The sequence below is a fragment of the Segeticoccus sp. genome (assembly GCF_035708005.1).
Genome location: NZ_DASSTI010000045.1, coordinates 12,176 through 38,074, shown reverse-complemented (window position 1 = coordinate 38,074; position 25,899 = coordinate 12,176). Strand labels below are relative to the sequence as shown.

General features: G+C 71.8%; 23 protein-coding genes and 2 tRNA genes. 14 read left to right on the top strand and 11 right to left on the bottom strand.

Annotated elements, in window-relative coordinates; all coding sequences use genetic code 11:
• Window positions 1–4: 4 nt before the first annotated feature.
• From VFL99_RS05535 to VFL99_RS05510, 6 genes are all read right to left on the bottom strand, one after another.
• Complete coding sequence (locus VFL99_RS05535) at window positions 5–1,378, bottom strand: glutamine synthetase family protein (RefSeq protein ID WP_325105337.1); 1,374 nt, start codon at window positions 1,376–1,378, stop codon at window positions 5–7.
• Between the two features lie 17 nt (window positions 1,379–1,395).
• Entirely contained in the window at window positions 1,396–2,166 is a 771-nt protein-coding gene (locus tag VFL99_RS05530; RefSeq protein ID WP_325105336.1) for a FadR/GntR family transcriptional regulator, read from the bottom strand.
• On the bottom strand, window positions 2,166–3,761 hold the full coding sequence (locus VFL99_RS05525) for an amino acid permease (RefSeq protein ID WP_325105335.1): 1,596 nt from the start codon (window positions 3,759–3,761) through the stop codon (window positions 2,166–2,168). Before VFL99_RS05525 ends, VFL99_RS05530 begins: the two co-directional genes overlap by 1 nt.
• Window positions 3,762–3,883: 122 nt before the next feature.
• A complete protein-coding gene (locus tag VFL99_RS05520) occupies window positions 3,884–4,822 on the bottom strand; it encodes a sensor histidine kinase (protein ID WP_325105334.1) in 939 nt (312 codons plus the stop codon).
• A complete protein-coding gene (locus VFL99_RS05515; protein ID WP_325105333.1) occupies window positions 4,819–5,673 on the bottom strand; it encodes an MEDS domain-containing protein in 855 nt (284 codons plus the stop codon). Before VFL99_RS05515 ends, VFL99_RS05520 begins: the two co-directional genes overlap by 4 nt.
• Window positions 5,674–5,722: 49 nt before the next feature.
• Entirely contained in the window at window positions 5,723–6,109 is a 387-nt protein-coding gene (locus tag VFL99_RS05510; RefSeq protein ID WP_325105332.1) for a PaaI family thioesterase, read from the bottom strand.
• Window positions 6,110–6,202: 93 nt separating this feature from the next.
• On the opposite strand from VFL99_RS05510, the gene VFL99_RS05505 reads away from it, so the two are divergent.
• Entirely contained in the window at window positions 6,203–6,550 is a 348-nt protein-coding gene (locus tag VFL99_RS05505) for a tetratricopeptide repeat protein (RefSeq protein ID WP_325105331.1), read from the top strand.
• 182 nt (window positions 6,551–6,732) lie between these two features.
• Here the strand turns inward: VFL99_RS05505 and VFL99_RS05500 are convergent, their stop codons facing one another.
• Entirely contained in the window at window positions 6,733–8,148 is a 1,416-nt protein-coding gene (locus VFL99_RS05500) for an aminotransferase class I/II-fold pyridoxal phosphate-dependent enzyme (RefSeq protein WP_325105330.1), read from the bottom strand.
• A 66-nt stretch (window positions 8,149–8,214) separates the two neighbouring features.
• Between VFL99_RS05500 and VFL99_RS05495 the strand changes: the two genes are divergently transcribed.
• From VFL99_RS05495 to rocD, 3 genes are all read left to right on the top strand, one after another.
• Window positions 8,215–9,705: a CoA-acylating methylmalonate-semialdehyde dehydrogenase gene (locus VFL99_RS05495; RefSeq protein WP_325105329.1), complete on the top strand. Its 1,491-nt coding sequence runs from the start codon at window positions 8,215–8,217 to the stop codon at window positions 9,703–9,705.
• A 45-nt stretch (window positions 9,706–9,750) separates the two neighbouring features.
• Complete coding sequence (locus tag VFL99_RS05490) at window positions 9,751–11,154, top strand: aspartate aminotransferase family protein (protein WP_325105328.1); 1,404 nt, start codon at window positions 9,751–9,753, stop codon at window positions 11,152–11,154.
• A 111-nt stretch (window positions 11,155–11,265) separates the two neighbouring features.
• Window positions 11,266–12,540 carry an ornithine--oxo-acid transaminase gene (gene rocD / locus VFL99_RS05485; RefSeq protein WP_325105327.1) on the top strand — a complete coding sequence of 425 codons (1,275 nt, stop codon included), beginning with the start codon at window positions 11,266–11,268 and terminating at the stop codon, window positions 12,538–12,540.
• Window positions 12,541–12,564: 24 nt separating this feature from the next.
• On the opposite strand, the gene VFL99_RS05480 is transcribed toward rocD, so the two are convergent.
• Both VFL99_RS05480 and VFL99_RS05475 read right to left on the bottom strand, forming a co-directional pair.
• Entirely contained in the window at window positions 12,565–14,928 is a 2,364-nt protein-coding gene (locus VFL99_RS05480) for a bifunctional glycosyltransferase/CDP-glycerol:glycerophosphate glycerophosphotransferase (protein WP_325105326.1), read from the bottom strand.
• A gap of 51 nt (window positions 14,929–14,979) precedes the next feature.
• Window positions 14,980–16,137, bottom strand: coding sequence for a sulfotransferase family protein (locus VFL99_RS05475; RefSeq protein ID WP_325105325.1), 1,158 nt, complete (start codon window positions 16,135–16,137; stop codon window positions 14,980–14,982).
• A gap of 264 nt (window positions 16,138–16,401) precedes the next feature.
• Here VFL99_RS05475 and VFL99_RS05470 point away from each other — a divergent pair, with 264 nt between their 5' ends.
• On the top strand, window positions 16,402–16,803 hold the full coding sequence (locus VFL99_RS05470) for an adenylyltransferase/cytidyltransferase family protein (protein ID WP_325105324.1): 402 nt from the start codon (window positions 16,402–16,404) through the stop codon (window positions 16,801–16,803).
• 5 nt (window positions 16,804–16,808) lie between these two features.
• Here VFL99_RS05470 and VFL99_RS05465 read toward each other — a convergent pair whose 3' ends face one another.
• Both VFL99_RS05465 and VFL99_RS05460 read right to left on the bottom strand, forming a co-directional pair.
• Window positions 16,809–18,731: an acyl-CoA dehydrogenase family protein gene (locus VFL99_RS05465; RefSeq protein ID WP_325105323.1), complete on the bottom strand. Its 1,923-nt coding sequence runs from the start codon at window positions 18,729–18,731 to the stop codon at window positions 16,809–16,811.
• Window positions 18,728–19,429, bottom strand: coding sequence for a TetR/AcrR family transcriptional regulator (locus VFL99_RS05460; protein ID WP_325105322.1), 702 nt, complete (start codon window positions 19,427–19,429; stop codon window positions 18,728–18,730). The genes VFL99_RS05465 and VFL99_RS05460 overlap by 4 nt, the downstream gene beginning before the upstream one ends.
• 115 nt (window positions 19,430–19,544) lie before the next feature.
• Between VFL99_RS05460 and VFL99_RS05455 the strand changes: the two genes are divergently transcribed.
• The 9 genes from VFL99_RS05455 (at window position 19,545) to VFL99_RS05415 (ending at window position 25,851) form a co-directional block, all read left to right on the top strand.
• Window positions 19,545–20,849: an acetyl-CoA C-acetyltransferase gene (locus tag VFL99_RS05455; protein WP_325105321.1), complete on the top strand. Its 1,305-nt coding sequence runs from the start codon at window positions 19,545–19,547 to the stop codon at window positions 20,847–20,849.
• Complete coding sequence (locus tag VFL99_RS05450) at window positions 20,842–22,233, top strand: 3-oxoacyl-ACP reductase (protein WP_325105320.1); 1,392 nt, start codon at window positions 20,842–20,844, stop codon at window positions 22,231–22,233. The genes VFL99_RS05455 and VFL99_RS05450 overlap by 8 nt, the downstream gene beginning before the upstream one ends.
• A 5-nt stretch (window positions 22,234–22,238) precedes the next feature.
• The gene (locus VFL99_RS05445; protein ID WP_325105319.1) at window positions 22,239–23,183 is read left to right on the top strand and encodes a MaoC/PaaZ C-terminal domain-containing protein; all 945 of its coding nucleotides are present in this window, start codon (window positions 22,239–22,241) and stop codon (window positions 23,181–23,183) included.
• Window positions 23,184–23,293: 110 nt separating this feature from the next.
• Window positions 23,294–23,366: transfer RNA gene (locus VFL99_RS05440), tRNA-Thr, on the top strand.
• 64 nt (window positions 23,367–23,430) lie between these two features.
• A tRNA-Met gene (locus VFL99_RS05435) sits at window positions 23,431–23,507 on the top strand.
• Window positions 23,508–23,599: 92 nt separating this feature from the next.
• Window positions 23,600–23,770: a 50S ribosomal protein L33 gene (gene rpmG / locus VFL99_RS05430; RefSeq protein WP_325105318.1), complete on the top strand. Its 171-nt coding sequence runs from the start codon at window positions 23,600–23,602 to the stop codon at window positions 23,768–23,770.
• A gap of 98 nt (window positions 23,771–23,868) precedes the next feature.
• Complete coding sequence (locus tag VFL99_RS05425) at window positions 23,869–24,315, top strand: FAS1-like dehydratase domain-containing protein (RefSeq protein ID WP_325105317.1); 447 nt, start codon at window positions 23,869–23,871, stop codon at window positions 24,313–24,315.
• Window positions 24,315–24,749 carry a MaoC family dehydratase gene (locus tag VFL99_RS05420; protein ID WP_325105316.1) on the top strand — a complete coding sequence of 145 codons (435 nt, stop codon included), beginning with the start codon at window positions 24,315–24,317 and terminating at the stop codon, window positions 24,747–24,749. The genes VFL99_RS05425 and VFL99_RS05420 overlap by 1 nt, the downstream gene beginning before the upstream one ends.
• 7 nt (window positions 24,750–24,756) lie before the next feature.
• A complete protein-coding gene (locus tag VFL99_RS05415) occupies window positions 24,757–25,851 on the top strand; it encodes a UDP-N-acetylmuramate dehydrogenase (RefSeq protein WP_325105315.1) in 1,095 nt (364 codons plus the stop codon).
• Window positions 25,852–25,899 lie beyond the last annotated feature (48 nt).

Sequence of the window (25,899 nt, the reverse complement as noted above, 5' to 3'; positions counted from 1 at the left end):
CGGGTCACATCCTCTCGAAGCCGCGATGCAGCTCCCAGTCGGTCACGGCGGCGTTGAACGCGGCGAGCTCGACGTCCGCCATGTTGGTGTAGTGGTCCACGACAGTGTCCCCGAACGCCTTGCGCGCCAGATCGGAGTGGTGGAACGCGTCCCGCGCCTGCTGCAGCGTCGTCGGCACGTGCGGCAGGCCGGAGGTGTAGGCGTTGCCGACGACCTCGGCGGGAAGCTCGAGCTCGTGGTCGATCCCGTGGAAGCCACCGGCGAGCATCGCGGCCAGCGCGAGGTAGGGGTTGACGTCACCACCGGGCAGCCGGTTCTCCAGCCGTGCCGAGGCGCCGTGCCCCACGAGCCGGACGGCGCAGGTGCGGTTGTCGGTGCCCCAGCCGATCGTGGTCGGGGCGAACGATCCGTCGGCATACCGCTTGTAGGAGTTCACGTTCGGGGCGTAGAGGAGCGTGAAGTCCGCCATGGTCGCGAGCACGCCGGCGATGAACTGGTCGTACATCGGCGTCCGCGCGCCGCGCTCCTCGTCCCAGAACACCAGTGACCCGCCCGAGCCCCGCAACGACAGGTGGATGTGGCACGAGTTCCCCTCGCGCTCGTTGTACTTCGCCATGAACGTCAGCGACTGCCCGTGCAGTGCGGCGATCTCCTTGGCCGCCGTCTTGTAGACCGCGTGGTTGTCGGCCGTGCGCATCGCCTCGTCGTAGAGGAAGCCGATCTCCATCTGCCCCGGGTTGCACTCACCCTTGGCGGACTCCACGTCCAGCCCCGCGGCATACATGCTGTTGCGGATGTCGCGCAGCAGCGGCTCGACCCGTGAGGTGCCCAGCACCGAGTAGTCGACGTTGTACTGGTTGGCGGGAGTGAGCCCGTGGTAGCGCAGGTCCCAGGCCTGCTCGAAGCTGTCGTTGAACACGATGAACTCCAGCTCGGTCCCCGCCACCGCCACGAGGCCGTCGGCCGCGGCACGCTCGAGCTGGGTCGCCAGGATCCGGCGTGGGGACTGCTCCACCCACGTGTCGTCCATCCACGCCAGGTCGCACTGGACCATCGACGTGCCCGGCAGGTGGGGCAGTAGCCGGATCGTGTCGAAGTCGGGCCGAAACGCCATGTCCCCGTAGCCCTTCTCCCACGAGGTCATCTCATAGCCGGAGACGGTGTTCATCTCCACGTCGGCGGCCAGCAGGTAGTTGCAGCCCTCGGTGCCGTGTCCCACCACCTCGTCGAGGAAGTAACGGGCGTGCAGCCGCTTGCCCTGCAGGCGCCCCTGCATGTCGGTGAACGCCACGATGACCGTGTCGACCTCACCCGCCTCGATGCGGCCCCGCAGCTGCTCCAGGGTCAGCATCCGGTCATTCCTCCGGACCGAGCTCATCAGTTCTCCTTCATTGGTCAGCCGAGCAGGCCGCGCAGCAGGGCCGCGGTGTCGTCGCAGTGCTCCTCCATGCTGAGCCGGGCCCCGTCGGCGTCGCCGGCGATGATGGCTTGCACGATCGCCTCGTGCTGGGCGCTGGAGTGGTCGATGTTGACCGCCAGCACCGGAATCGCCGTCAGCAGGGTGTGCAGGTCCGCCTGGACCCGCGTGACCGCGCCGACGACGTGGGAGGAACCGGTCAGCGTCGCGATCGCCAGATGCAGGCGCGAGTCCGCCTGCCGGTGCGCGCGCCGGCCCTCGGCCCGCGCCACGTCACCGAGGGCCGCGCGCAGGATCTCGTGCTGGTGCGGCTCCAGCCCACGGGAGGCGGCGAGCGCACAGGCACCCGGCTCGACGATGCGGCGGAACACCAAGGAGTCCAACAGGTCCTCACGTCGATCCCCCAGGTCCGCGGGCCGGTCGCGGACGATCTCCGGCTGGGCCAGCACCACCGTCCCGCCGCCCCGGCCGCGCACCGTCTCCAGCAGTCCGGCCTGCCGCAGCGCGGCGATCGCCTCGCGCAGCGTGGCCCGGGAGACCTCCATCCGGCCGGCCAGCTCCCGTTCGGGCGGCAGCATGCTGCCCTTGGGGTAGACCCCGAGCCGGACGGCCGTCGCCAACTGCTCCACGCACGACTCGAAGGCGTGGTGGGCGCGGACCGGCTGCAGCGCCACGTCGCGCAGCACCTCCGCGTCGAGCTGCGCCGGCCCCGGGTCGCGGACGGCGGCCGGGGCGGTCGGTCTGGCCACTAGTCCAGGACCTTGTCGGGTTCGTCGCCGCTGGTTCCGTGGCCGTGGACCTCCTCCTCGAGGACCTGCTCGGGGTCGGCCGCGTTGTGGTCCTCGGGGGAGGCTCCCTTCATGAAGTGCGTCCGTCCCCCGACGAACCAGGAGATGGTCGCAAAGAGGAACACGGCCACCACGGCGACCGGGGCGTAGTTGAACGTGTCCACGGTGATCGGCCGCACCGGCGGCAGGATGAACATGACGCAGATGACGCACACCCACACCACCGCGACCCAGCCGATCAACGGGCTCCAGCGGCCCAGGTGCCACGGCCCGGGCTGGAAGTTCTCCGCGCGGCGGCGCAGGAAGACCGGGGCGACGTAGGCGATGTAGAGCCCGATCACCGCGATCGACGTGACCGCGAGGTAGGCCGTGGCGTTGAACAGCGCCGGGCTGGCCAGCAGGATCGAGAGGACGACGCAGAACCAGATCGAGTTCGTCGGGGTGCCCGTGCGCGGGTTCACCTTCGCCCACCAGCGGGACCCGGGCAGCGCCTTGTCGCGTGAGAACGCGAAGGTCATGCGCGAGTTCGCCGTGACCGACGCCATCCCGCAGAAGTACTGGGCGACGCACACGATGAACAGGAGGAACTTCGCGACGCCCGGGTTGTTGAGGGCGTCGAGGAAGACCTGCGCCGGGGGCAGGCCGGTGTTGGTCTCGGCCAGCTTGGTCAGCCCGGCCGGGCTGCCGTCCGGGATCGCCGCGGTGATCGAGTAGAGCAGGATGAAGCCGCCGATGATCGAGACGACCACGCTCATGACGATGCCGCGCGGGGCGCTGAGCGAGGCGCCCCGGGTCTCCTCCGCCACGTGGGCCGAGGCGTCGTAGCCGGTGTAGGTGTACTGCGCCATGAGCAGGCCCATGAAGAACACGTAGGGCGTGAAGCCCCAGCCGGTGGTGTTGTGCCAACCGGTGAGCGTCCAGCTCACGCTCTGGTGCTTCTCCGGCAGGATCCACAGGAAGGCCACGATGACCAGCACGCCGACGACGTGCCACCAGGCCGACACCTTGGACAGCAGGCTGACCAGGTTGACACCGAAGGTGTTGAGCAGGGCGTGGGTGACGATGATCGCGACGAACAGGCCGAACACCCGGCCCGGGGTGACGTTCACACCCCACACGAGGTTCATGAACGCCGACCAGGTCGTGGCGCAGCCGAAGTCGATCGCCGCTGTCACGCCGATCTCCCCCATGAAGTTGAACCAGCCGACATACCAGGCCCAGACCTTCTTGTTCCGGCGGGCCAACCGCCCGGCCCAGAAGTAGAGCCCGCCGGCGGTGGGGTAGCGCGAGCAGACCTCGGCCATCGCCAGCGCGACGCAGGCGACGAAGACGCCGACGATCAGCCAGCCGAGCACGATCGTGGAGGGGCCGCCGGAGTTCAGCGCAATGCCGTAGGAGGTGATGCAACCGGCGAGGATCGAGATGATGGAGAAGGAGACGGCGAAGTTGGAGAACGCCGACATGCCGCGGTGCAGTTCCTGCTTGTAGCCCATCTCGGCCAGCAGGCGGGCGTCGTCATCGAGTTCGGTGGAGTGGCTGAGTTGGTCCTTGCTCATCGGGCCTCCCAAGGCCGCCGGCGGGGGTCGACAACGTCGAGGGGTGTCGACAACGCGATGAGGCAGGAGTATGGCGTGCCTCACACCTAGCGGTCAATGGTCCGGCCTCAGACCTTTTGCCGTCAGCGGCGCCGGACGGTCAGGCGGAGGGTGAAACCACGGTCGTCGCGCAGGTGCACGACCTCGTCGCACAGCTGGTGCGTGGCCCACAGACCATAGCCGCCGACCTCGTCGGCCCCGCGGGCCTTGACGAGTCCGGCATAGGGGTCTTGGGGGCCCGGCCCGGTGTCGTGGACGGTGGCCACGAGGCGATCCGCGCCGACCCAGACGCGGACCTCGACCGGTGGCGTGCCGTGCAGGTGGGCATTGGCCACCGCCTCGCTGACGCCGAACACCACGGTGTCGGTGGTGGCCGCGTCCAGCATGCGCCCCACGGCGAGCTGCTGCAGGGCCCGTCTGGCCTGCGCCGGAGTCGGGTCGTGCAGCTCGACCGCGGGTGGTGATGAGGGCAGGGAGTCCGGGCCGGGGGCGGCAGGACGGCGCAGGAAGGTGACCGGGTCGACATACCGCGGGCTGGGCCGCCACTCAGGGCCCAGGACGAGGGTGTGGTGGGTGCACTCGACGTCGTCGACCACCGCTGGCGGCGTGCTGCGGGCGTCGTACAGGCACAGTCCCGAGAACGCGAACTCGCCGAAGAGCGCGTTGGCCGCCGCCTCGTAGCGGGCCCACGGCCACCAGCCGGTCTGCGTCGCGTGGTCCGGCACCTGGCCGACCACACGCACGCGTCCCGCCGCGGGCGGCCGGGCACGGAGCAGCTCGAGCAGGTGGCGGATGGTCGTCGCCGGACGCTCGTACGCCCCCTCGAGCTGCGTGACCGTTGCCGTCGGTGGGAGGTGGGGCAGCAGCGTTGCCGCGGTCCGCGCACCCGCGGCGAGGATGAGCGCGTCGTCCCGGGCAGCGCCCTCGGTGAGGAACGGCACTGCGGCCTCGACCAGCTCCGCCTCGGTGCGGTAGATGGCGGCTGCGTGGACGGCGCTGGTGTGGTGGGGCTGGCCGGTCATCTGGCGGCCACCCCCTCCACGCGCAGAGCACGCAGCGGCAGGAGCTGGGCCAGCGTGCTCAGCGTCCGTGCCGTGCCCTGGAGCACCGCGGTGCGGCCCTGCCCGGCCAGGGCGTCGTCCAGCAGCATGAGGCCCCGGTGGTCGGCGAACTGCAACTCGGACGCGTCGATGCGGAGGGACGGCGCGGGCAGGAGGGGAAGGACCGTCTGGAGGGCGGCGGTGACGAGGACGGCGGAGGCACCGTCCGCCTCCCCCGCGACGGCGAGGTCCGTGCCCGGGTCGGCATACAGCCGCAGCGGCCCGGCGCCGGGGCAGCACACGGGATGGAGCGCGGCCAGGTGCGCCAGCGTGGCGTGGTCCACGAGACGGGTGTCGTAGGCGCACATCGCCGAGATCGGCAGTCGGCTCATCTCCACGTCGATCAGGTGCTCGAACTGCGCGAACGCCTCGCGGGCCCGGGGCGTGCGCACCACCGACGTCGCGTCCACCACGGCGCGGGACGCGCTGAACCCGGCGGCCATGGCCTGCTTGCCCGCCGTGATCCGGCTCTGCACCGACGCAACGGCGTCGACGACGCCCGGTTCCGTCATCACGAAGAACTGCTCGACCGGGCATACCCCCACCTGCCGCGTCCGGAGGCCGGCCTCCCCGCCGGGCAGCTCGCGCACTTGCGCGGTGAGCTCCTCGACGCTGCCCTGGCCCACGAACTCGACGTACTGACCCTCCACGATGCCGTCGTGGAGGAACTCCGCCGCCCGGGCGAGGAACTCCTCGCGGCCGCGGAAACCCCAGTACAGGTGCGCCCGCGGCACCAAGCCGCTGGCCGAGGAGACCACCCCGATCAAGCGCATCGCCACCACCCTACGGCGTGGCGGAGGCCCGATGTCCGCTCGAGCCGGATCAGTTCAGGTTCTGGAGCCGCACCTGCCCCCGCGCGACCAGCCGTTCCCGCGCGTCGAAGGTCTCCACGAGCCACACCTGCTGGCTGCGTCCCCGGTGCAGTGGCTGGGCGGCCGAGGTCATCTCGCCCTCGCGGACGGCGCGGTAGAAGTCGGTGTTGTTGTTGACACCGACCACGCCCCGGCCGCGGTCGCCGAGCCAGAGGGCGGCGCCGATGCTCGCGAGCGTCTCCACGACGCTGCAGTGCACTCCGCCGTGTACGAGACCGTAGGGCTGGTGGAACTCCTCCCGCGCCGTCCAGTGGGCGCGCACCTGGTCACCGTCGGCGGAGTCCAGCGTGATGCCCAGGTGGTCGGCGAAGGGGCCCAACGAGTCGATCGTCCTCACGGCGGCGATCCTCGCACAGCCGTCCCGCTGCGCCGCGGAATGGCAGGGGCGATGCTGGTGTTGACAGGCCCGAGCGAGGAAGGCAGGTGCGCCATGGACGAGATGACCTTGGAGGCCTACGAGCGGGGGCAGCTGTTCTTCGACAGCGGCGACTTCATCACGGCGGCCCAGATCCTCGAGGGCGTGGTCGAGGCCGCGCCGGACACGGTCGCGCCGCGGCTGTTGCTGGCCCGTTCCTACTACCACTCCGCGCAGCTGCAGCGCGCCGAGTCTGCCCTGCGTGGCGTCATCGACCGGGCCCCCACGGAGGCGTACGCGCACCTCATGCTCGGGCGAACCCTGCAGCGGCTGAGCCGGCGCGACGAGGCCCGGCCGTTCCTCAAGATGGCGGCCGCGATGTCGGGTGACCCGGACTACGAGCTCATGGCGATGCTGGCCTGACGACGACGGAGCGAGAATCCGACGGAGGAGGCTCGGAGCGACGAGGAGTCAGGCCCGAGGGCATGGCCTGACGACGACGGAGCGAGAATCCGAGTGCTCCTCTGCGACTGACGACCCGGTCGGTGGCGTGTCGGGGGTGATGACGGGCGCGAAACGCCACCGACGGCGTCGTCGGTCCGAGGTCAGCGCGCGCGGGGGCGCCAGGTGCGCGTGCGCGCGGCGGCGGCGAGGTGTTGCGCGAGGTCGGCCTGACCCTCGGCGAGCAGCCCGCAGGTGACGCGGATGTGGCCCTCCTCATCGTCCAGGACGGCGAAGGGGGCACCCGGCGTCACCCCGATGCCCTGGCTCGCCAGCCGCACGACCGTGGCCGTCTCGTCGTGCACGGGCACCCAGATGTTGATGCCGTCCGACCCGCCCACGGGTATGCCGTGCGCCTCCAACGCGTCCACGAGGGCTGACCGTCGGCGTGCGTACTCGACGCGGGCGTGCTCGACCTGCGCGATGCTCTCCTGCTCGGTGAGCAGGCTGAGCAGGATCCGTTGCAGCAGACGGCTGCTCCAGCCCTGGCCGACCTGACGCCGGGCCCGCACCTCGTGCATCAGCGGCGCCGGCCCGCTGAGGGCGGCCAAGCGCAGGTCCGGCCCGTGCGACTTGGAGAAGCTGCGGATGTGCACCGTCTGCCCGGGCAGCCACCGGCCCAGGCTCAGCGCGGGGCTGGTGGCGATGGCGCCGGCCGAGTCGTCTTCGATGACAAGGGTGTTCGTCGGCCGAAGAGCCTTGACCAGTTCGCGGGCGCGTCGTTCGCTCAGCGAGACTCCCGTCGGGTTCTGCGCCCGGGGCTGCAGCACCACCGCCACGATCGGTGAGGTGAGGGCCTCCGCGAGGTCCGCGGCCGACATACCGTCCTCGTCCACCGGGACGCCGACGGTCCGCACCCCCATCGACTCCAGCAGGTCCACGAGCGGGGGAAAGCAGGGATGCTCCACCGCGACCCGGTCGCCGAAACGCAGTGTGGTGCGCGCGATCTGCTCGATCCCGTCCATGGCGCCGTCGACGACGGTGAGCTCGGTGGCGGCGTAGGGCCAGTCGTCGCGCAGCACGTCGAGCAACCGCGGGAGGACCGGCTCCTCCAGGTAGCTGCCCGGCGTCCCGGCGGTGCGGAGCGCACGCAGGGCCTGGCCCAGGCTGGGCAGCAGGGCGGCGTCCGGGACGCCGGTGGACAGGTCGAGGGCGAAGTCGCTCTGGTGCTCCAGCGCCTGGCGGTAGCGGCCCGCGGCCGGGGTGCCCGGGTCGGTGACCGTCGTGCCCCGCCGACCCTCGGTGTGGATGGTGCCCGACCGGGAGAGCAGCGACCAGCTCGCGCTCACCGTGGTGGGGGAGAGGGCGAGCTGGGTGGCCACCTCGCGGATCGGGGGGAGCCGCGTGCCGGCGACGATCACGCCGTCCCGGACCGCGTTGCTCACGGCATTGGCCAGTCCGCGTGCCGACGGGTCCTCGAGGCGTTCCTCGATCGCGGACAGTGCGGCCAGGGAGTCGTGGGTCGGGACACCGTGCCGCCCTGCCCGGGAGGTCGAATGGGCACCTGCGGTCTGCGCCATGAACCTACTTTGTCACAGAACAACGAGGGGATTGTGTGGCGCAATGCCACTTCGTACTCTGGCGCCATGACGACGCGCATCTCCCACTGGATCGACGGACGCGACACGGCGGGCACCTCCGGCCGCACTGGTCCCGTCTACAACCCCGCCACCGGCGAGCAGAGCGGCGAGGTCGACTTCGCCTCCGCCGCCGAGGTCGACGCCGCGGTGACGTCCGCCAAGCAGGCGGCGGCCGAGTGGCGGCAGTCGTCCCTGTCCAAGCGCGCTGCCGTGCTGTTCGCGTTCCGCGAGCTGCTGCACCAGCACACCGACGAGATCGCGAAGGTCATCACCTCCGAGCACGGCAAGGTGCTCTCCGACGCCGCGGGCGAGGTGGCTCGGGGCCTCGAGAACGTCGAGTTCGCCACCGGCGTGCCGCAACTGCTCAAGGGCGACTTCTCCGAGCAGGCCTCGACCGGCATCGACGTCTACAGCATCCGCCAGCCGCTCGGCGTCGTCGCCGGCATCACCCCGTTCAACTTCCCGGCGATGGTGCCGCTGTGGATGTGCGCCAACGCCATCGCCTGCGGCAACGCCTTCGTGCTCAAGCCCAGCGAGAAGGACCCCTCCGCCTCGCTGGTCCTGGCCCGGCTGTGGAAGGAGGCCGGTCTGCCGGACGGCGTCTTCACCGTCGTGCAGGGTGACAAGGAGGCGGTGGACGCGCTGCTCGACCACGAGGACATCGCGGCGATCAGCTTCGTCGGCTCGACCCCCATCGCGCGGAGCATTTACGAGCGGGGCACCGCGAACGGCAAGCGGGTCCAGGCGCTCGGCGGCGCGAAGAACCACGCCCTCGTCCTGCCCGACGCCGACATCGACATGGCCGCGGACTCGATCGTCGGGGCGGCCTACGGCGCAGCCGGCGAGCGGTGCATGGCGCTGTCGGTGACGGTCGCGGTCGGCGACGTGGGCGACAAGCTCGTCGACGCCGTGGCGGCGCGGTTGCCCAAGCTCAAGGTCGGTTCCGGCGCGGACCCGGACACGGACATGGGCCCGCTCATCACCCAGCAGCACCGCGACAAGGTCGCGGGCTACATCGCCCAGGGCGCCGACGCGGGCGCGGCGGTCGTCGTCGACGGTCGCGAGGCCGAGGTGCCCTCGGACGGCTTCTTCCTCGGCACCACGCTGCTCGACCACGTCAAGCCCGAGATGACCGTCTACACCGACGAGATCTTCGGCCCGGTGCTGTCCGTCGTGCGGGTGGAGACCTACGAGGAGGGGTTGGAGCTGATCAATTCCAACCCGTTCGCGAACGGCACGGCCATCTTCACCCGGGACGGCGGCGCGGCCCGTCAGTTCCAGTTCGACGTCCACGTGGGCATGGTCGGCATCAACGTGCCGATCCCCGTCCCGGTGGCCTACTACTCCTTCGGCGGCTGGAAGGCCTCCCTGTTCGGCGACACCCACATGTACGGCCCCGAGGGCGTCAACTTCTACACCCGTGGCAAGGTCGTCACCTCGCGCTGGCCCGACCCGGCCACCTCGAGCATCGACCTGGGCTTCCCCCGCACCCGCTGAATCCCCCGGTGACATACCAGAACTGGTGAGAGGACGGCATACCGAATGACTGACACGACCGACCGGACCGCAGCGACGGCGGCCAAGGCAGCGACGCACGCAGATCCGGCCGAGGGCAAGCGGGTGCACGAGCTGGACCGTTCGCACGTGTTCCACTCGTGGTCGGCCCAGGCGAAGATCGACCCGCTCCCCATCGCGGGGGGTCAGGGCTCGTGGTTCTGGGACTACGACGGCAACCGCTACCTCGACTTCTCCTCGCAGCTGGTCAACGTCAACATCGGCTACCAGCACCCCAAGGTGGTCGCGGCGATCCAGGAGCAGGCGGCCAAGCTGGCGACCATCGCGCCGACCTTCGCCAACGACGCGCGCGGCGAGGCCGCCCGGCTCATCGCCGAGGTGGCGCCGCAGGGGCTCGACACCGTCTTCTTCACCAATGGCGGTGCGGAGGCGAACGAGAACGCGATCCGGATGGCGCGGCTGCACACGGGCCGGCACAAGGTGCTGGCCGCCTACCGCAGCTACCACGGCGCGACGGCCGGGTCGATCACCGTCACCGGAGACCCGCGCCGGTGGGCCTCGGAGCCCGGTATGCCCGGTGTCGTCCACTACTGGGGTCCCTACACCTACCGCTCGTCGTTCCACTCCGGCAACGACGAGGAGGAGTGCCAGCGAGCGCTGCAGCACCTGCGCGAGACGCTCATGGTCGAGGGCCCGCACACCGTCGCCGCCATCCTGCTGGAGACGATCGTCGGCACCAACGGCGTGCTCGTGCCGCCGGACGGCTACCTGCAGGGCGTGCGGGAGCTGTGCGACGAGCACGGCATCCTGCTCATCGCCGACGAGGTGATGGCCGGGTTCGGGCGCGCCGGCGAGTGGTTCGCGATCGACCACTGGGGGGTCACGCCGGACCTCATCTGCTTCGCCAAGGGCGTGAACTCCGGCTACGTCCCGCTCGGCGGCGTCATCATCTCCGACGACATCGCCGCGACCTTCCAGGAGCGGGCCTACCCGGGCGGGCTGACCTACTCCGGGCACCCCCTCGCCTGCGCCTCGGCCGTCGCCTCCATCCGGGCCTTCCACGAGGAGGGCATCGTCGAGCACGCCCGGTCCCTGGGCACCGACGTGATCGGCCCGGCCCTCGCGGAGCTGGCCGGCAAGCACCCGAGCGTCGGCGACGTGCGCGGTCTCGGGGTCTTCTGGGCGGTGGAGCTGGTCCGCGACCGCGCCACCCGGGAGCCGCTCGTGCCGTTCAACGCCGCCGGGGCCGAGAACCAGCCGATGGTGGAGTTCACCGCGGCCTGCAAGGAGCGCGGGCTGTGGCCGTTCGTCCACTTCAACGGCACCCACGTCGTGCCGCCCTGCACGATCACAGCCGACGAGGTGCGCCACGGCATCGGCATCCTGGACGAGGCGCTCGAGGTGGCGGACCGTTACTACACCGGCTCCTGACACCCCCGTTCTCGACCGGACACGGCGCCGTCGTGTCCGGTCGCGTGGGTGGAGCCGGCTTGGCGGTTCCCCGGGGCCGGAGCGGCGGACCCGGGCCCTTACCCTGATCGCATGACCAGCGTGCAGACCTCCGGACAGACCACCACCGAGCGGGCCGAGGGCCTCGTCGTCGGCGAGCAGACCGCCGAGCACCTGCGGTTGGCGGACACCTACGAGGCGCACAACTACCACCCGCTCGACGTGGTCATCGCCGAGGCGGAGGGGTCCTGGGTCACCGACGTCGAGGGACGGCGCTACCTGGACTGCCTGTCCGGCTACTCCGCGCTGAACTTCGGGCACCGCCACCCGGCGCTGGTCCAGGCGGCCAAGGACCAGCTCGACCGTTCCACGCTGACCAGCCGTGCCTTCCACAACGACCAGCTCGGGCCGTTCGCCCGGGAGCTCGCAGAGCTCGCCGGCATGGAGATGGTCCTGCCGATGAACACCGGTGCCGAGGCGGTCGAGACCGCCATCAAGGTGGCCCGCAAGTGGGGCTACGACGTCAAGGGCATCCCCGACCAGCAGGCCGAGATCATCGTGGCGGCCGGCAACTTCCACGGCCGGACCACGACGATCATCAGCTTCTCAGGCGACCCGGGCGCCCACGACGGGTTCGGCCCCTACACACCGGGATTCGTCACGGTGCCCTACGGCGACCTGGCGGCCCTCGAGCAGGCCGTGACCCCGCGGACCGCCGCCGTGCTCATCGAGCCGGTGCAGGGGGAGGCTGGCGTCATCGTGCCGCCGGAGGGATTCCTGCCTGGCGTGCGCGAGCTCTGCACCCGCGAGAACCTCCTGTTCATCGCCGATGAGATCCAGTCCGGCCTGGGGCGCACCGGCTCGACGTTCGCGTGCGACCTCGAGGGAGTCACCCCCGACCTGTACGTCCTCGGCAAGGCCCTCGGCGGCGGCATCGTGCCGGTCTCCGCGGTGGTGTCCCGCCGCGACGTGCTCGGCGTGATCCACCCCGGCAACCACGGCTCGACCTTCGGTGGCAACCCGCTCGCGGCCGCGGTGGGTCGTGCGGTCGTGGCGCTGCTGGCGACCGGCGAGTTCCAGCAGCGGGCCGCCGAGCTGGGTGAGCGGATGCGCGCGGGGCTCGACCGGCTGGTCGGCCACGGCGTGACGGCGATCCGCACGCGCGGGCTGTGGGCCGGCGTCGACATCGACCCGGCGCTGATGGACGGCCACGAGGCCTGCGAGCGGCTCGCCCGGAAGGGCGTGCTCGCCAAGGACACCCACGGTTCCACGATCCGGCTGGCCCCGCCGATCACCATCGAGGAGAGCGACCTCGACCACATGGTCGAGCAGCTCGCCGCCGTGTTGCGGGAGGCCGGCGCCGAGTAGCCCCCACTTCCCGGTCGCAGGGGATCAGTGGTCGGTGTGCTGCTCGGCCTCCATCTGCGCCTCGGCCCGGGCCTCCGACTCCTCCTCGCCGACCGCGCGGGAGGCCTGCCGGCTCTGAAGACCGGGGCGGCGCGGCGCCGGCCGCACCTGCGACAGGTCGACCTCGCTCGGCGCGGGTGGGATCGGCCGCTGGTCGTAGGGCACCAGGGGTAGGAGCGGCTCGTCCAGGAAGACGCGGCGCGCGACCCGCTCGGCAGCGTGGCCGTCATCGAACTCGCAGAACCGGCGCCGGAACTCCTCCAGCCGGGCCTTGGACTCCGCTGTCTGCCAAGCCCGTTCGCGCAACGCCGCGGAGAGCTGCTGCTGCGTCGTCGCCACCGGTCCCGGCGGCTCCTCCAGCAGGTCGAAGTAGACCCCGCGCACCTCGCGGTAGGTCTCCCAGTCGGGGGCGTAGACGATGATCGGCCGGGCGAGGTTGGCGTAGTCGAACATGATGCTCGAGTAGTCGGTCACGAGCACGTCCGAGGCCAGCATGAGCTCCTCGACGTCCGGGTGCTGCGAGACGTCGACCAGGAGGCCCCGCTCCTCGAGCTCACGGAGCTCGGGCAGGTCCGAGTAGAAGTAGTGCGTGCGCATGAGGACGACGAAGTCGTCGCCGAGGTCCCGCGCCAGGTGCGCCAGGTCCGCGCGCAGCACGAAGTGTCGGTCCCAGTCCCGGTGGGTGGGGGCGAACAGGACGGCCGTCTTCCCGGCGGGAAGGCCCAGCGCGCTCCGGGCGGCGATGACGTCTGGCGCCGTGGCGTTGACCAGCTGGTCGTTGCGGGGGTAGCCGGACTCCAGCGTGGTGAAGTCGCTGGGGAAGGCCCGCTCCCAGACCAGCGTGGAGAACCGGTTGGAGGACACGTTGTAGTCCCAGCGGTCGCTGCGGCTGAGCAGCTTCTCGAAATCCATGCCCTTCGCGGCGGCCGGGTGCTCCATGAGGTCGGTGCCCATGTGCTTCAGCGGGGTCCCGTGCTGGGTCTGCACGTGGATCTGCCCCGGGCGCTTCACGAGCTCGGTGGGGAAGTTCACGTCATTGACGAAGTACTTCGCCCGCGCCATCAGGTGCCAGTAGCGGCGCATCCCGGGGACGACGTAGTCCACGCCGGGCGGCACGTGCTCGCGCTCGCTCTCGCGGACGATCCACACACCGTGGACCTGCGGCGCCACCTGCAGCATCGCGTCGTAGACCGCCTTGGGGTTGCCGCCCACGGAGCGGTTCCACAGCGAGGCGTAGACGGCCACGTTCTCCCAGATCGGGCTGTGCAGCAGCCGGTGGTACTCCGCGATCTTGACCGCGGACTTGGCCCGGCTGCGGGCCCGGTGCGCCCGCTTGGCCAGGCGGCGCGCCTCGGTGAAGGCCCGGCGTTCGGCCCGGTTGAGCTGCTTGAGCAGGTGGAAGAGCCGCGGGTCGCCCTGGTAGAGCAGCCGGTGCAGCACGGCGTCCGACCGACTCGGCGCGTCGGACAGGTCCGGGTGCCCATACTTCACGAGGTGCTCGGAGGCCCGGCGGAAGAACTCCGGTCGATCCTCGTCGGCGATGCGGTGCTCCTTGCGCAGCACCGTCAGGTAGTGCCCGGCCATCCGCTCGGACAGGATGGGCCGCCAGTCGTCGAGGTCGGGCCGGCTGTCGAGGAAGTCGAAGACACGCTGCCACTGGTCGAAGGCCTCGAAGTGGCGGCGCGACCGGGTGCCGAGGATGCTGCCGTAGCGGCGCTGCCGGTAGTAGACGCACACGTACGGCAGCGCGGCGATGGAGCGGGCGGTGAGCACCGCCTTGTAGGTCCACGGCGTGTCCTCGTAGTACCCGGAGGGGAACGACAGCTTCTCCCGCTCGAGGAAGTCGCGCCGGCAGACCTTGTTCCAGGCCACGTGCAACAGCTCGAACAGCTCCGGGTGGCCCTCGGCGGTGAACACCTGGCCCGAGAGGTCCTCGAGGATGTAGGACCGGATGTTCTGCTGCACCTTGCCCCACCAGTAGGTGCGGGCATGGTCCAGCATCAGCATCTCCGGCCAGTCGGACTGCTGCAGCTTCTGCGCAATCGCCCCGAGCGCGCCCGGCGCGAGCAGGTCGTCGCTGTCGAGGAACTGGACGTACTCCCCGGACGCCACCTCGAAGCCCGCGTTGCGCGCCGGCCCCAGGCCGACGTTGCTGTCGAGGTGGAGCACCCGCAGCCGGGGCTCCCGCTCGGCCAGCTCGTCGAGCATCGCGGGCGAGTGGTCCGGGGAGCAGTCGTCGACGGCGATGATCTCGAAGTCGGTGAAGTCCTGCCGCAGGACCGAGTCCAGGCAGTCCCTGAGGTAGGCCTGCACGTTGTAGACCGGCACGATGATCGACAACAGGGGCACGGAACTACTCCTCGTCGCTCTCGTCATCGGTTCGGCAGGCAACGGGCATCGTCAGGACCGCTTCTTCGGCGGTTCCGGCGACGTGCCGCGCACCCGTCGCTGCAGCCGACGTGCGGCCCGGAGGGCGCTGCCGGTCGCGGCGGAGGCCCGCTCGCCCAACCTCGGGGGAGCCGGCGGCGGCAGCGGTGCCGGCGCGACCGTGGCCCGCGCCTCCTGCAGCTTCTCCTGCCACTCGGCGTTGACCGTCCGGCGCGTCTCCCGACGGGCGCGGCGCTGCTCGGAGCGGATCTCGTCGCGTGCCAAGGCGATCGAGTCGGCATACAACCGGTCGTAGCGGCTGCGCAGCGCATCCAGGTCGCGCTGCAGGTCGGCGCTGGAGAAGTCGCCGGTCTCTCCGGAGATGAGCTTCCAGGTGCCTTCCGCGATCTCCTTGAGCCAGTCGGGCACGGTGAGGTCGTCCCAGGTGAGGCGCACCCGGCGCAGGTCGGCATCGACGAAGTCGTCCACCGGGTGGTGCTCTGGTCCGATGTGCGTGGGGTCGGCGATGCCGTCGTAGGGCAGGTCGAGGACCTTCGCCACGTGCCCCATCGCGGAGCGCCAGTCCTCGAGCAGCTCGGAGTAGCCGAGGAAGATCCGCCGGTGCCCGCGCGAGGTGTACTCGTTGACGAGCGTGCTGTTGACCCAGCCTGCGAGGTTGGCGATCTCCCCGGCGGCCCGCTGGGCGGGCGTCTTCTGGTTCAGGTAGTACGCGTCACGGCTGCCGACCACCTCGGCGGGGTGGCGCACCATCGTCAGGAAGGACGTCTGCAGGCCGAACTCGTCGGCGACGTCCAGCCACAGGTCGCGGAACCAGAAGGTGCGAGGGTCCTTCACGACGAGGTTGCCGAAGGGCACCTGCTGGGCGAACCACGTGCGCAGCTCGTCGTGGGCCCGGGGGGTGTCGGCCGCGGCGCGCATGTGCTCCAGGGCCGAAGGGCGGGCGTCCAGGGCGGTGCCGTCGGCCTTGGCGATCAGGCGCTTGTGGAAGTCGACGGCCCACCGTGGCTCGAAGTGCCCCCGCGGGTTCGAGCGGTTCGCGGAGACCTCGGGCAGGGGCACGTGGTAGCCGAGCAGCTTCAGCGTCCCGGCCACCGTGCTGGTGCCGCTGCGCCCTGCGCCCGAGACGATGACCAGGTGGTGCGGGGCCGCCTCGGGGTGGTGTGCCGTCATGCTTGCTCCTGTGCCGTGGGACATGCTTGCGCCGCTGGAAACTACCTCAGGTCCGGCGGCCCTCCAGCGCTCCGGGGAGGGACCGGCAGCCGGGCCTGTGAAAGGCTCCGTCACCATTGTCCCGTATGCCGAGTGCGGCCACCTCGGTAGTCTCACCTTGGCATCCCCGGCCCCAGCGGCCCAAACCACGCCCGCCGCCGCGACCCGTCCCGACCCCCGGGAGCGATCCCGGCCGCCCAGAGCCCCCAGCACGAGGAGCAGCACGTGAGCAACCGCACCGTCATCACCTTCGGCACGTTCGACGTGCTGCACGTCGGACACGTCCGGGTGCTGCAGCGGGCCGCCGAGCTGGGCGACCGGCTGGTGGTGGGGGTCTCCGCCGACGCCTTGAACATCACGAAGAAGAACCGCGCCCCGGTGTTCACCCAGGACGAGCGGCTCGAGATCGTCGGTGCCCTGCGGGTGGTCGACGCGGTGTTCGTCGAGGAGAGTCTGGAGCAGAAGCGGGACTACATCCTCGAACACGGCGCGGACGTGCTGGTCATGGGCGACGACTGGAAGGGCAAGTTCGACTTCGTGTCGGACATCTGCGAGGTCGTCTACCTGCCGCGCACCCCCTCGGTGTCGACGACCGGCCTGATCGAGCACATCGCCAACAACGGCTGACGGCCTCAGGGGTCCGGCACGAGCGAGGAGCACAGCCAGGCGCGGGGGATCCCGAAACCCTCCACGAGCGCGAGGGCGTCCGGGCGCAGCTGCTCGCACAGCTGGTTGACCTGCGCGGTGACCGCCTTGGCGCGCCCGGGCGAGAGCCGGTCGTGCTGGAGCAGCCAGCCCTTGTCCGCCTCGAGGTTGGCCATGACGTGCAGGTCGCACAGCCGGGAGAGCACCTCCTGCGCCCGCGGGTCGGGGCACTCCGCGATGCCGTCGACGAACGCCTCGAGGACCACCCGGTCCACGTGGGCGCGGGCCGCGTGCAGCACGTGGTCCTGCGCCTGGTTGAACACCTGCCACGCGTCCGCTCCGGGCTCGGCGCCGGCCCGCATCCGCTGGGCGAGGGTGTCGAGCAGGTGGCGCTCGCGGTCCTCGAAGAGCCTGAGGTGCCAGCCGCGGTCGAGCAGCGGCAGGTCGTCGTCGCGCCCGGGCACGGCGTCGACCAGGCGTTGGACCAGCCCCCGTGCGGCCGTGCGCTCGATCGCGGTGCCGCCGAACTGCCGTGCCGCGAACTGCACCATCCCCAGCGTGTCCAGGTCACCCCACATCGCGCGATAGTGCGTGAGCAGCCCCTTGGCCACCAGCTGCAGCAGCACCGTGTTGTCGCCCTCGAAGGTCGTGAAGACGTCGGTGTCCGCGCGCAGGGTCGGCAGCCGGCTCCCGGCCATGTAGCCGGCGCCGCCGCACGCCTCCCGGCAGGCCTGGATGGTCTGCGTCGCGTGCCAGGTGGCCACTGCCTTGAGCCCGGCGGCACGCGTCTCGAGCTCGCGCTGCAGCCGCTGGTCCCGCTTCTCGGTGCTCTGCACGTCGTGCAGGCGGCCCACCAGCCGGTCCTGCGCGAAGGCCAGGGCGTAGGAGGTCGCCACGCGGGGGAGCAGCGTGCGCTGGTGGGTGAGGTAGTCGAGGAGCACGACCTCCGCGCGGTCCGCGGGGCGGGTGAACTGGCGTCGCTGCAGCCCGTAGCGGACCGCGATCGACAGCGCGGTCCGGGTCGCGCTGCCGGCGGCGCCGCCGATGCTGATCCGGCCGCGCACGAGCGCGCCGAGCATGGTGAAGAACCGCCGGTCCGGGTTCTCGATCGGGCTGGAGTAGGTGCCGTCCGCGGCCACGTCCCCGTAGTGGCTGAGGAGGCCTTTCCGCGGCACGCGCACGTGGTCGAAGGCGAGCGTGCCGTTGTCGACGCCGTTCAGCCCCGCCTTGACGCCGTTGTCCGCGACCTCGACCCCCGCGAGCACGGCGCCTTGCTCGTCGCGGACGGGCACGAGCAGGGCGTGCACGCCGTGCTGCTCCCCGCGGGTCTCGAGCTGGGCGAACACCACGGCCATCCGCGCGTCGCAGGCCGCCCCGCCGATGTAGGTCTTCCGCGCCCCGGCACCCGGGGTGTGCAGGACGAACTCACCGGAGCACTCGTCATACGTGGCCGTGGTCTCGAGGTGCTGCACGTCGCTGCCGTGGTCGACCTCGGTCATCGCGAAGCACCCCGGCAGCTCCCCGGAGACGATGCGGGTGAGGTACTCCTCGTGGTGCGCCCGCGTGCCGAGGTTGTACACCGCTCCGCCGAACAGGCCCCATTGCACCCCGCACTTGATCAGCAGCGACAGGTCGGCGTGGCCGAGCATCTCGAAGCTGACCGCGGACGCCCCGAGGTCGCCGCTGCCGCCGTACCGCTCGGGGAAGCTGTACTTCGGGTGCGGGGTGGCCGCGAGGTCGCGCAGGTGGTCGCTGACCCAGGCGCGGTGCTGCTCCATCGACAGTCCCGGATCGGGCAGGAGCCTGGGCACATCCAGCTCGCTGCGGATCTGCCGTCGCAGCCAGGCCCACCGGCGACCGTCGAGCGCATCGCGCAGCGCCGCCCCCAGTGGGGTGAGCTCCTCGGTCATCTGGTCCCGTCCTTCCGTGCCGCCAGCGCGGCCGCCAGTCCTGCCCCGGCCAGCGCGCTCACGTGGGCCACCACCTCCGCCCGCGACAGCCGGTCCGGACCGTCGAGCCAGGCGTCGGTGGCCGCACGGACCAAGCCGACCATCCCGTGCGCCCAGGTGCCAGCCGGGGCCGGGTCACGCCCCTGGGCGCGGAGGCGGGCGGCGAAGATCGCGGCGAGCTCGTCGGCGATCCGGTGCGTGAGCCCGGTGAGCGGGTCATCAGTGGGCGGCTCCGGGGCCTCCCGCGGCTCCGAGCGGGCGGGCCGGGTCACGACGAAGCGGTAGACCTCCGGGTCGCGCTCGACCAGCCGCAGGTAGCAGTCGACGAGTGCCGCCACGAGCCCCTGCGGGTCCTCGGTGAGCGCCAGCAGCCGGGCGTCACCGGTGCGCCCGGCGCCGGCCCGCGCGTCCATGGCCGCGTGCAGGTCGCCGAGGATCTGCTCGTCGACGGCCGCGACGACGGCCGCGTGCAGGCCGGCCCGGTCACCGAGGTGGCGGTAGACGACCGTCTTGCTGGTGCTGGCCGCCGCCGCGATCTCGTCCATGCCGACGCCGGCGCCGTGCTCGCGGACCGCCCGGAGCGCCGCCTCGACGAGCTCCCGCCGGCGGGACCGGCGGTGCGCGGCCCAGCGGGCGTCCCGGCCGTCGATCTGGGGCATGGGGGAACGGTATCGCGTACTCGAAGTACCTGCTACCGTCCGTATCAGGAACCTTGCCGCACCGGCACCGCCTCGACGGCCGGCCGCGGCTCCCCACCTCGGCACGGGAGACCCCATGGCAGCTCGGCAGGCCGTCGTCGTCGGCGGCAACCGCATCCCCTTCGCCCGCGCGGGCGGGCGCTATGCCCACGCCGGCAACCAGGACATGCTCATCGCGGCGCTCGACGGGCTCGTGGCCCGCTTCGGGCTGGCCGGGCAGGTGATGGGCGAGGTGGTGGCCGGCGCCGTGCTCAAGCACAGCCGGGACTACAACCTCACCCGCGAGAGCGTGCTCGGCTCGTCGCTGTCGGCCCGCACCCCCGCGTATGACGTGCAGCAGGCCTGCGGAACCGGGCTGGAGGCGACGATCCTGGTCGCCAACAAGATCGCGTTGGGCCAGATCGAGCACGGCATCGCCGGCGGGGTCGACACCGCCAGCGACGCGCCGATCGCCGTCGGGGAGGGGCTGCGGCGGGTCCTGCTCGACGTCAACCACGCGCGGCGGCCGGTCGACCGGGCCAAGGCCCTCACCGGCCTGCGGCACGGGGACCTGCTGCCGGAGACCCCGCGCAACGCCGAGCCGCGGACCGGGTTGTCGATGGGCGAGCACGCCGCCCGCACCGCCGCGCACTGGGGCATCAGCCGGGAGGCGCAGGACGAGGTCGCGGTGACGAGCCACCACCACCTGGCCGCGGCGTGGGAGCGCGGCTTCTTCGATGACCTCGCCACGCCCTACCTCGGCCTGACCCGGGACCAGAACCTGCGCCCCGACACCTCGACGGAGAAGCTGGCGAAGCTGCCCGTCGTGTTCGGCAAGGACGTGGAGGGCGGCGGCACCATGACCGCCGGCAACTCCACGCCGCTGTCCGACGGTGCCTCCACCGTGCTGCTCGCCAGCCGGGAGTGGGCCCGGGCGCACGGGCTGCCCGCCCTCGCCCGCTTCGTCGACGCGCAGACCGCGGCGGTCGACTACGTCCACGGCGGGGAGGGACTGCTCATGGCGCCGGTCTACGCCGTCCCCGTGCTGCTCGCCCGGAACGGCCTGTCCCTGCAGGACTTCGACCGCTACGAGATCCACGAGGCGTTCGCCTCGACCGTGCTCACGACCCTCGCCGCCTGGGCCGACGAGGACTACTGCCGGGAGCGCCTCGGCCTGCCGGGCGCGCTCGGCGCCCTCGACCGCGAGCGCTTGAACGTCAACGGCTCCTCCCTCGCCGTCGGCCACCCGTTCGCGGCGACCGGCGGCCGCATCGTCGCTTCGCTCGCGAAGGACCTGCACGAGCTCGCCCGTCGCGAGGGGCGGCCGACCCGCGGACTGATCTCCATCTGCGCCGCCGGCGGGCAGGGCGTCACCGCGATCCTGGAGGCCGACGGTGAGTGACTCCTACACCGACTTCGTCAACACCGGACTCGGCCGCCGGCTCGCCAAGCAGCTCGGTCTGCCCCGGCCCGTCCCGCTGCGGAGGTATGCCGTGGGGCAGGCACTCCTCGACGGCCCGGCCCTCGTGGCCGGGCTGGGAGACGCGCCCGCGGCCCGGTTCACCGTCGACCTGCTGAACGCCGCGGGGGTGGCCGTCGAGCAGTCCCCGGACGACGGCCGCACCGACTCATCGGGCCGGCTGGCCGGCCTCGTCGTCGACGCCACCGCCGCCCGACGGCTGGACGACCTCGAGCAGCTGCGGGCCGTGCTCTCGCCGGCGTTGAAGCGCCTCGCGCCGAGCGGCCGGGTCCTCCTGGTCGGGGTGCCGCCGGAGCAGGTCGCGGACGACGTCGAGGCCTCCGCGACACAGCGCAGCCTCGAGGGGCTGGTGCGCACGGTCGGCAAGGAGCTGCGGGCCGGTGCGACGGCCAACCTGCTGCTCGTGGAGCAGGCCGCGCTCGAGCGGCCCGCGGTGCTCGAGTCGCCCCTGCGATTCTTCCTGTCGGCCCGGTCCGCCTACGTCTCCGGGCAGCCGATCCGGGTCGGACCTGCCGACGTGCCGGGGAGCACCGACTGGGACCGCCCGCTCGCTGGGCAGGTGGCGGTGGTCACCGGCGCCGCCCGGGGCATCGGCGCCGCGATCGCGCGGGTGCTCGCCCGCGACGGCGCGCAGGTGGTCGGCGTCGACGTCCCCTCCGCCGGGCAGGCGCTCGCGGACGTGGTCAACGAGATCGGCGGCAGCGCCCTCCAGCTGGACATCACCGCAGCCGACGCCGGGGCGCGGATCGCCGAGTACGTCGCCACTCGTTTCGCGGTCGACGGGCGGCCCGGACAGCTGCAGGTCGTCGTGCACAACGCCGGCATCACCCGCGACAAGCTGCTCGTCAACACCGACGCCGAGCGCTGGCGCAGCGTGCTGCAGGTCAACCTGGCAGCCGAGCTGCGGATCAACGAGGCCCTGCTCGAGCCGGACCGCCCCGGCGGCCTGGCCGACGGCGGCCGGATCATCGGCGTCTCCTCCACGAGTGGCATCGGCGGCAACCGGGGCCAGGCCAACTACGCCACCAGCAAGGCCGGCGTGATCGGCGCCGTGCACGCCCTCGCCCACCGGCTGGCCGACCGGCGCATCACCGTCAACGCCGTCGCCCCCGGCTTCATCGAGACCGAGATGACTGCGCGGATGCCGCTCATCACCCGTGAGCTCGGCCGCCGGATCAACAGCCTCGCCCAGGGCGGGCGGCCGGTCGACGTGGGCGAGACGATCGGCTGGTTCGCCGAGCCGGCCACAGCCGGCGTGACCGGCCAGGTCCTGCGGGTCTGCGGCCAGTCCCAGCTGGGAGCGTGAGGCCGGTGCCCGGCACGACCCCCACGGCGCCCGCTCCTGTCGACCGTCCCGGCCGCGTCCTCATCCTGGACGACGCCCCGTCGCTGCCCGCCGTGCTCGCCCGCGCGGCGGTCACCGCGCCGCGCCGGCACGGCCAGCACCTGCCTGACCTCACGGTCGAGCAGCGCGAGGTGCGGACCGACGTGAGCAGGCTCGCGGCATACGACCGGGTGTGCGGCTTCGCGCTGCGCGACACCGTGCCGAGCACCTGGCTGCACGTGCTCACCTTCCCCCTGCAGGCCGTGCTCATGGCCGACCGGGAGTTCCCCCTGGCGCTGCCGGGGCTGGTGCACGTGCGCAACCAGATGGTGCAGCACCGCCCGGTGCGGGCGACCGAAACGCTGTCGCTGCGGGCCAGTGCCCGGGACCTGCGGCCACACCGACGCGGAGCCCAGGTGGACCTGGTCGGGCAGGCCCACGTCGGCGAGGAGCTGGTCTGGGAAGGCGTGAGCACCTACCTCGCCCGCGGGGTGCGCCTCCGCCCCGAGGCCGCGCCGGAGCACCCGCAGGACGAGGCGCAGCCGGCTGCCGCGGAGCTCCCCGCGCTCGATCCCGCCGAGGCCACCACCGAGACGCTCTGGCGGGTGCCGGCGGGGATCGGCCGGCGCTACGCCGGCGTCAGCGGTGACGTGAACCCGATCCACCTGAACCCGCTCGCCGCCAGGGCGTTCGGCTTCCGCCGCACCATCGCGCACGGCATGTGGGTGCACGCCCGTGCGCTCGCCGTGCTCGAGCCGCGCCTGCCGGAGCGGTATGCCGTGCAGGTCGCCTTCCGCAAGCCGCTGTTCGTGCCCGGGAGGGTCACCTTCCTCGCGCGGGCCGGCGAGCCGGCCGACGGAGGGAATAGCTGGACCTTCGCCGTGCGTTCACCCTCTCGAGATCGGGTGCACCTCCTGGGTCGGCTCGGCTGAGCGATCGGTCGCGAGCCGGCCGGGGGTGCGTCCCGATTTCTGCTGAAGGCACCTGAGCGTGTAACCTCGTCGCGGCATGACGGGCGGCTCGCGCCGCCTTCCTCGTGCAGGCCCCTATAGCTCAGTCGGCAGAGCGTCTCCATGGTAAGGAGAAGGTCAACGGTTCGATTCCGTTTGGGGGCTCCGACTCCGGCGGGGGTCGCCGCGGTGCTCGTCACGAGCGGCCCAGCGTCGGTTGGTCGCCCTTGGCGGGGTAGCTCAGGTGGTTAGAGCACACGGCTCATAATCGTGGTGTCGCGGGTTCGAGTCCCGCCCCCGCTACCAAGAGCGTGTCGAGTGGCACCCGTGGTCCCGTACCGTGGAGCGCCGAGACGCAGTCCCATCCGATAGTCCAGAGTTCGAGAGCAGGTTGCCCCGTGGCCAGCAAGAGCGCCGACGTCCGACCGAAGATCACCATGGCGTGCACGGTGTGCAAGGAGCGCAACTACATCACCAAGAAGAACCGCCGCAACGACCCGGACCGGCTCGAGATGAGCAAGTTCTGCCCGCGTTGTGGCAAGCACACGCCGCACCGCGAGACCCGCTGACCCCAGAGGTTAGCGAGTCCGCTCCACACGACGGCCGTCCTGGACCTGTCACCGACAGGTTCCCGGGGCGGCCGTTGTCGTGTCCTAGGCTCACGGGCATGCCAGTGAACGCCGACTTCGCCGGGCGCGAGTACCCGGCCACCCCGCCCTACGCGGTGGGCCGGGAGAAGATCCGCGAGTTCGCCGAGGCGGTGGGGGCCGCCGACCCCGTGCACGTGGACGTCGACGAGGCCCGTGCCCGCGGTTACGCCGACGTGATCGCGCCGCCGACGTTCGCGGTGCTCATTGCCCAGCAGTGCGACAAGCAGCTCATCGTCGACCCCGAGGCCGGAATCGACTTCAGCCGCGTGGTGCACGGCGAGCAGAAGTTCGTGCACCACCGGCCGCTCACCGCCGGTGACGAGGTCGTCGGCGTGCTGCACGTCGACAGCGTCCGCGAGGCCGGGGGCCACGCCATGGTCACCACCCGCAGCGAGCTGTCCACGACCGACGGCGAGCCGGTGTGCACGGCCACGTCCACGATCGTGATCCGGGGAGGCGAGTGATGGCGACGGGCACCGTACGCAGCTTCGAGGACGTGTCGGTCGGCGAGGAGCTGCCCGGCCGCACCCTCCACGTCGACCGCGCCACGCTGGTGCAGTACGCCGGCGCCAGCCTCGACCGCAACCGGATCCACTGGGACGAGCGCTTCGCCAAGGAGGTCGGCCTGCCCGACGTCATCGCGCACGGCATGTGGACCATGGGGGCGGCCGTGGAGGTCGTGTCCGCCTGGGTCGGGGACGCCGGGCGGGTGGTGGAGTACTCCACGCGGTTCACGAAGCCGGTGGTGGTGCCCTGGGAGGGCGGCGCCGATCTCGAGGTCGGCGGCACCGTCAAGAAGCTCGACGAGGCGACCCGCCGCGCCACCGTGGAGCTGAGCGTCACCTGCGACGGCACCAAGGTGCTCGGCCGCGCCCTCGCGGTCGTGGCCCTCGGCTGAGGCGCGCATGCTCGAGGAGCACGAGGTCACCCTCGCCGACCTGACCACCCTGCGGGTCGGTGGCCCCGCCGCCCGGTTGGTCACCGCCGAGAGCACCGACGAGGTGGTCGACGCGGTGCGGGAGGTCGACGACGCCGACGAGCCGCTGCTCGTGATCGCTGGCGGCTCCAACCTGGTGATCGCCGACGACGGTTTCCCGGGCAGTGCTGTGCGGGTCGCGACGGCCGGGGTCAGCGTGGAGCCGTCGCCCGGAGAGGACGACGACGTGGTGCTGGTGCGGGTCGCGGCGGGGGAGCCGTGGGACGACGTCGTCACGCGCGCCGTCGTGGAGGGATGGTCGGGCATCGAGGCGCTGTCCGGCATACCGGGGTGTGCCGGCGCGACGCCCGTGCAGAACGTCGGCGCCTACGGCCAGGAGGTCGCCCAGACCGTCGCGCAGGTGCGCGCCTGGGACCGCGCCGAGCAGCGCGTGCGGACCTTCACGAGCGCCGACTGCGGGTTCACCTACCGGAGCTCCGTCTTCAAGGGCCTGCTCTGGCGCGGAGCGGCTCGCTACGTCGTGCTCGACGTGCTCTTCCGGCTGCACCTGTCCGACCAGTCCCAGCCCATCGGGTATGCCGACCTCGCCCGTGGGCTCGATGTGGCGGTGGGCGAGCGGGTCCCCTTGGCGGAGGCGCGGTACGCGGTCCTGGAGCAGCGACGGCGCCGCGGCATGGTGCTCGACGCGGGCGACCACGACACGTGGAGCTGCGGCTCGTTCTTCACCAACCCGATCCTGTCGGCGGGGGCGTTCGCGGAGCTGTCGACGCGGGCCCGCGACCGGCTTGGCGTGGAGGCACCGGCGCCGCCGGAGTTCCCGGCAGCCGACGGACAGGTGAAGACCAGCGCCGCCTGGCTCATCGACCGGGCCGGCTTCGGCAAGGGCTACGGACTCCCCGGCCCGGCGGCGCTCTCCTCGAAGCACACGTTGGCGCTGACCAACCGCGGCGGCGCGAAGGCGGCCGATGTGCTGGCGCTGGCCCGCGAGGTGCGCGCCGGTGTCGAGGAGGCCTTCGGGGTCACCTTGGTCAACGAGCCCGTCCTCGTCGGCCTCACCCTCTGAACCGCAGCCCCGGTTCGGCTCCGCGCTGCCCCGGCGCCGGAGAAGTGG

Excerpts from the sequence above, each read along its gene's own strand:
- VFL99_RS05535 (WP_325105337.1), bottom strand. The coding sequence starts at position 1,378 with ATGAGCTCGGTCCGGAGGAATGACCGGATGCTGACCCTGGAGCAGCTG.
- VFL99_RS05525 (WP_325105335.1), bottom strand. The coding sequence starts at position 3,761 with ATGAGCAAGGACCAACTCAGCCACTCCACCGAACTCGATGACGACGCC.
- VFL99_RS05520 (WP_325105334.1), bottom strand. The coding sequence starts at position 4,822 with ATGACCGGCCAGCCCCACCACACCAGCGCCGTCCACGCAGCCGCCATC.
- VFL99_RS05515 (WP_325105333.1), bottom strand. The coding sequence starts at position 5,673 with ATGCGCTTGATCGGGGTGGTCTCCTCGGCCAGCGGCTTGGTGCCGCGG.
- VFL99_RS05505 (WP_325105331.1), top strand. The coding sequence starts at position 6,203 with ATGGACGAGATGACCTTGGAGGCCTACGAGCGGGGGCAGCTGTTCTTC.
- VFL99_RS05500 (WP_325105330.1), bottom strand. The coding sequence starts at position 8,148 with ATGGCGCAGACCGCAGGTGCCCATTCGACCTCCCGGGCAGGGCGGCAC.
- VFL99_RS05495 (WP_325105329.1), top strand. The coding sequence starts at position 8,215 with ATGACGACGCGCATCTCCCACTGGATCGACGGACGCGACACGGCGGGC.
- VFL99_RS05490 (WP_325105328.1), top strand. The coding sequence starts at position 9,751 with ATGACTGACACGACCGACCGGACCGCAGCGACGGCGGCCAAGGCAGCG.
- rocD (WP_325105327.1), top strand. The coding sequence starts at position 11,266 with ATGACCAGCGTGCAGACCTCCGGACAGACCACCACCGAGCGGGCCGAG.
- VFL99_RS05475 (WP_325105325.1), bottom strand. The coding sequence starts at position 16,137 with ATGACGGCACACCACCCCGAGGCGGCCCCGCACCACCTGGTCATCGTC.
- VFL99_RS05465 (WP_325105323.1), bottom strand. The coding sequence starts at position 18,731 with ATGACCGAGGAGCTCACCCCACTGGGGGCGGCGCTGCGCGATGCGCTC.
- VFL99_RS05460 (WP_325105322.1), bottom strand. The coding sequence starts at position 19,429 with ATGCCCCAGATCGACGGCCGGGACGCCCGCTGGGCCGCGCACCGCCGG.
- VFL99_RS05455 (WP_325105321.1), top strand. The coding sequence starts at position 19,545 with ATGGCAGCTCGGCAGGCCGTCGTCGTCGGCGGCAACCGCATCCCCTTC.
- VFL99_RS05425 (WP_325105317.1), top strand. The coding sequence starts at position 23,869 with ATGCCAGTGAACGCCGACTTCGCCGGGCGCGAGTACCCGGCCACCCCG.
- VFL99_RS05420 (WP_325105316.1), top strand. The coding sequence starts at position 24,315 with ATGGCGACGGGCACCGTACGCAGCTTCGAGGACGTGTCGGTCGGCGAG.
- VFL99_RS05415 (WP_325105315.1), top strand. The coding sequence starts at position 24,757 with ATGCTCGAGGAGCACGAGGTCACCCTCGCCGACCTGACCACCCTGCGG.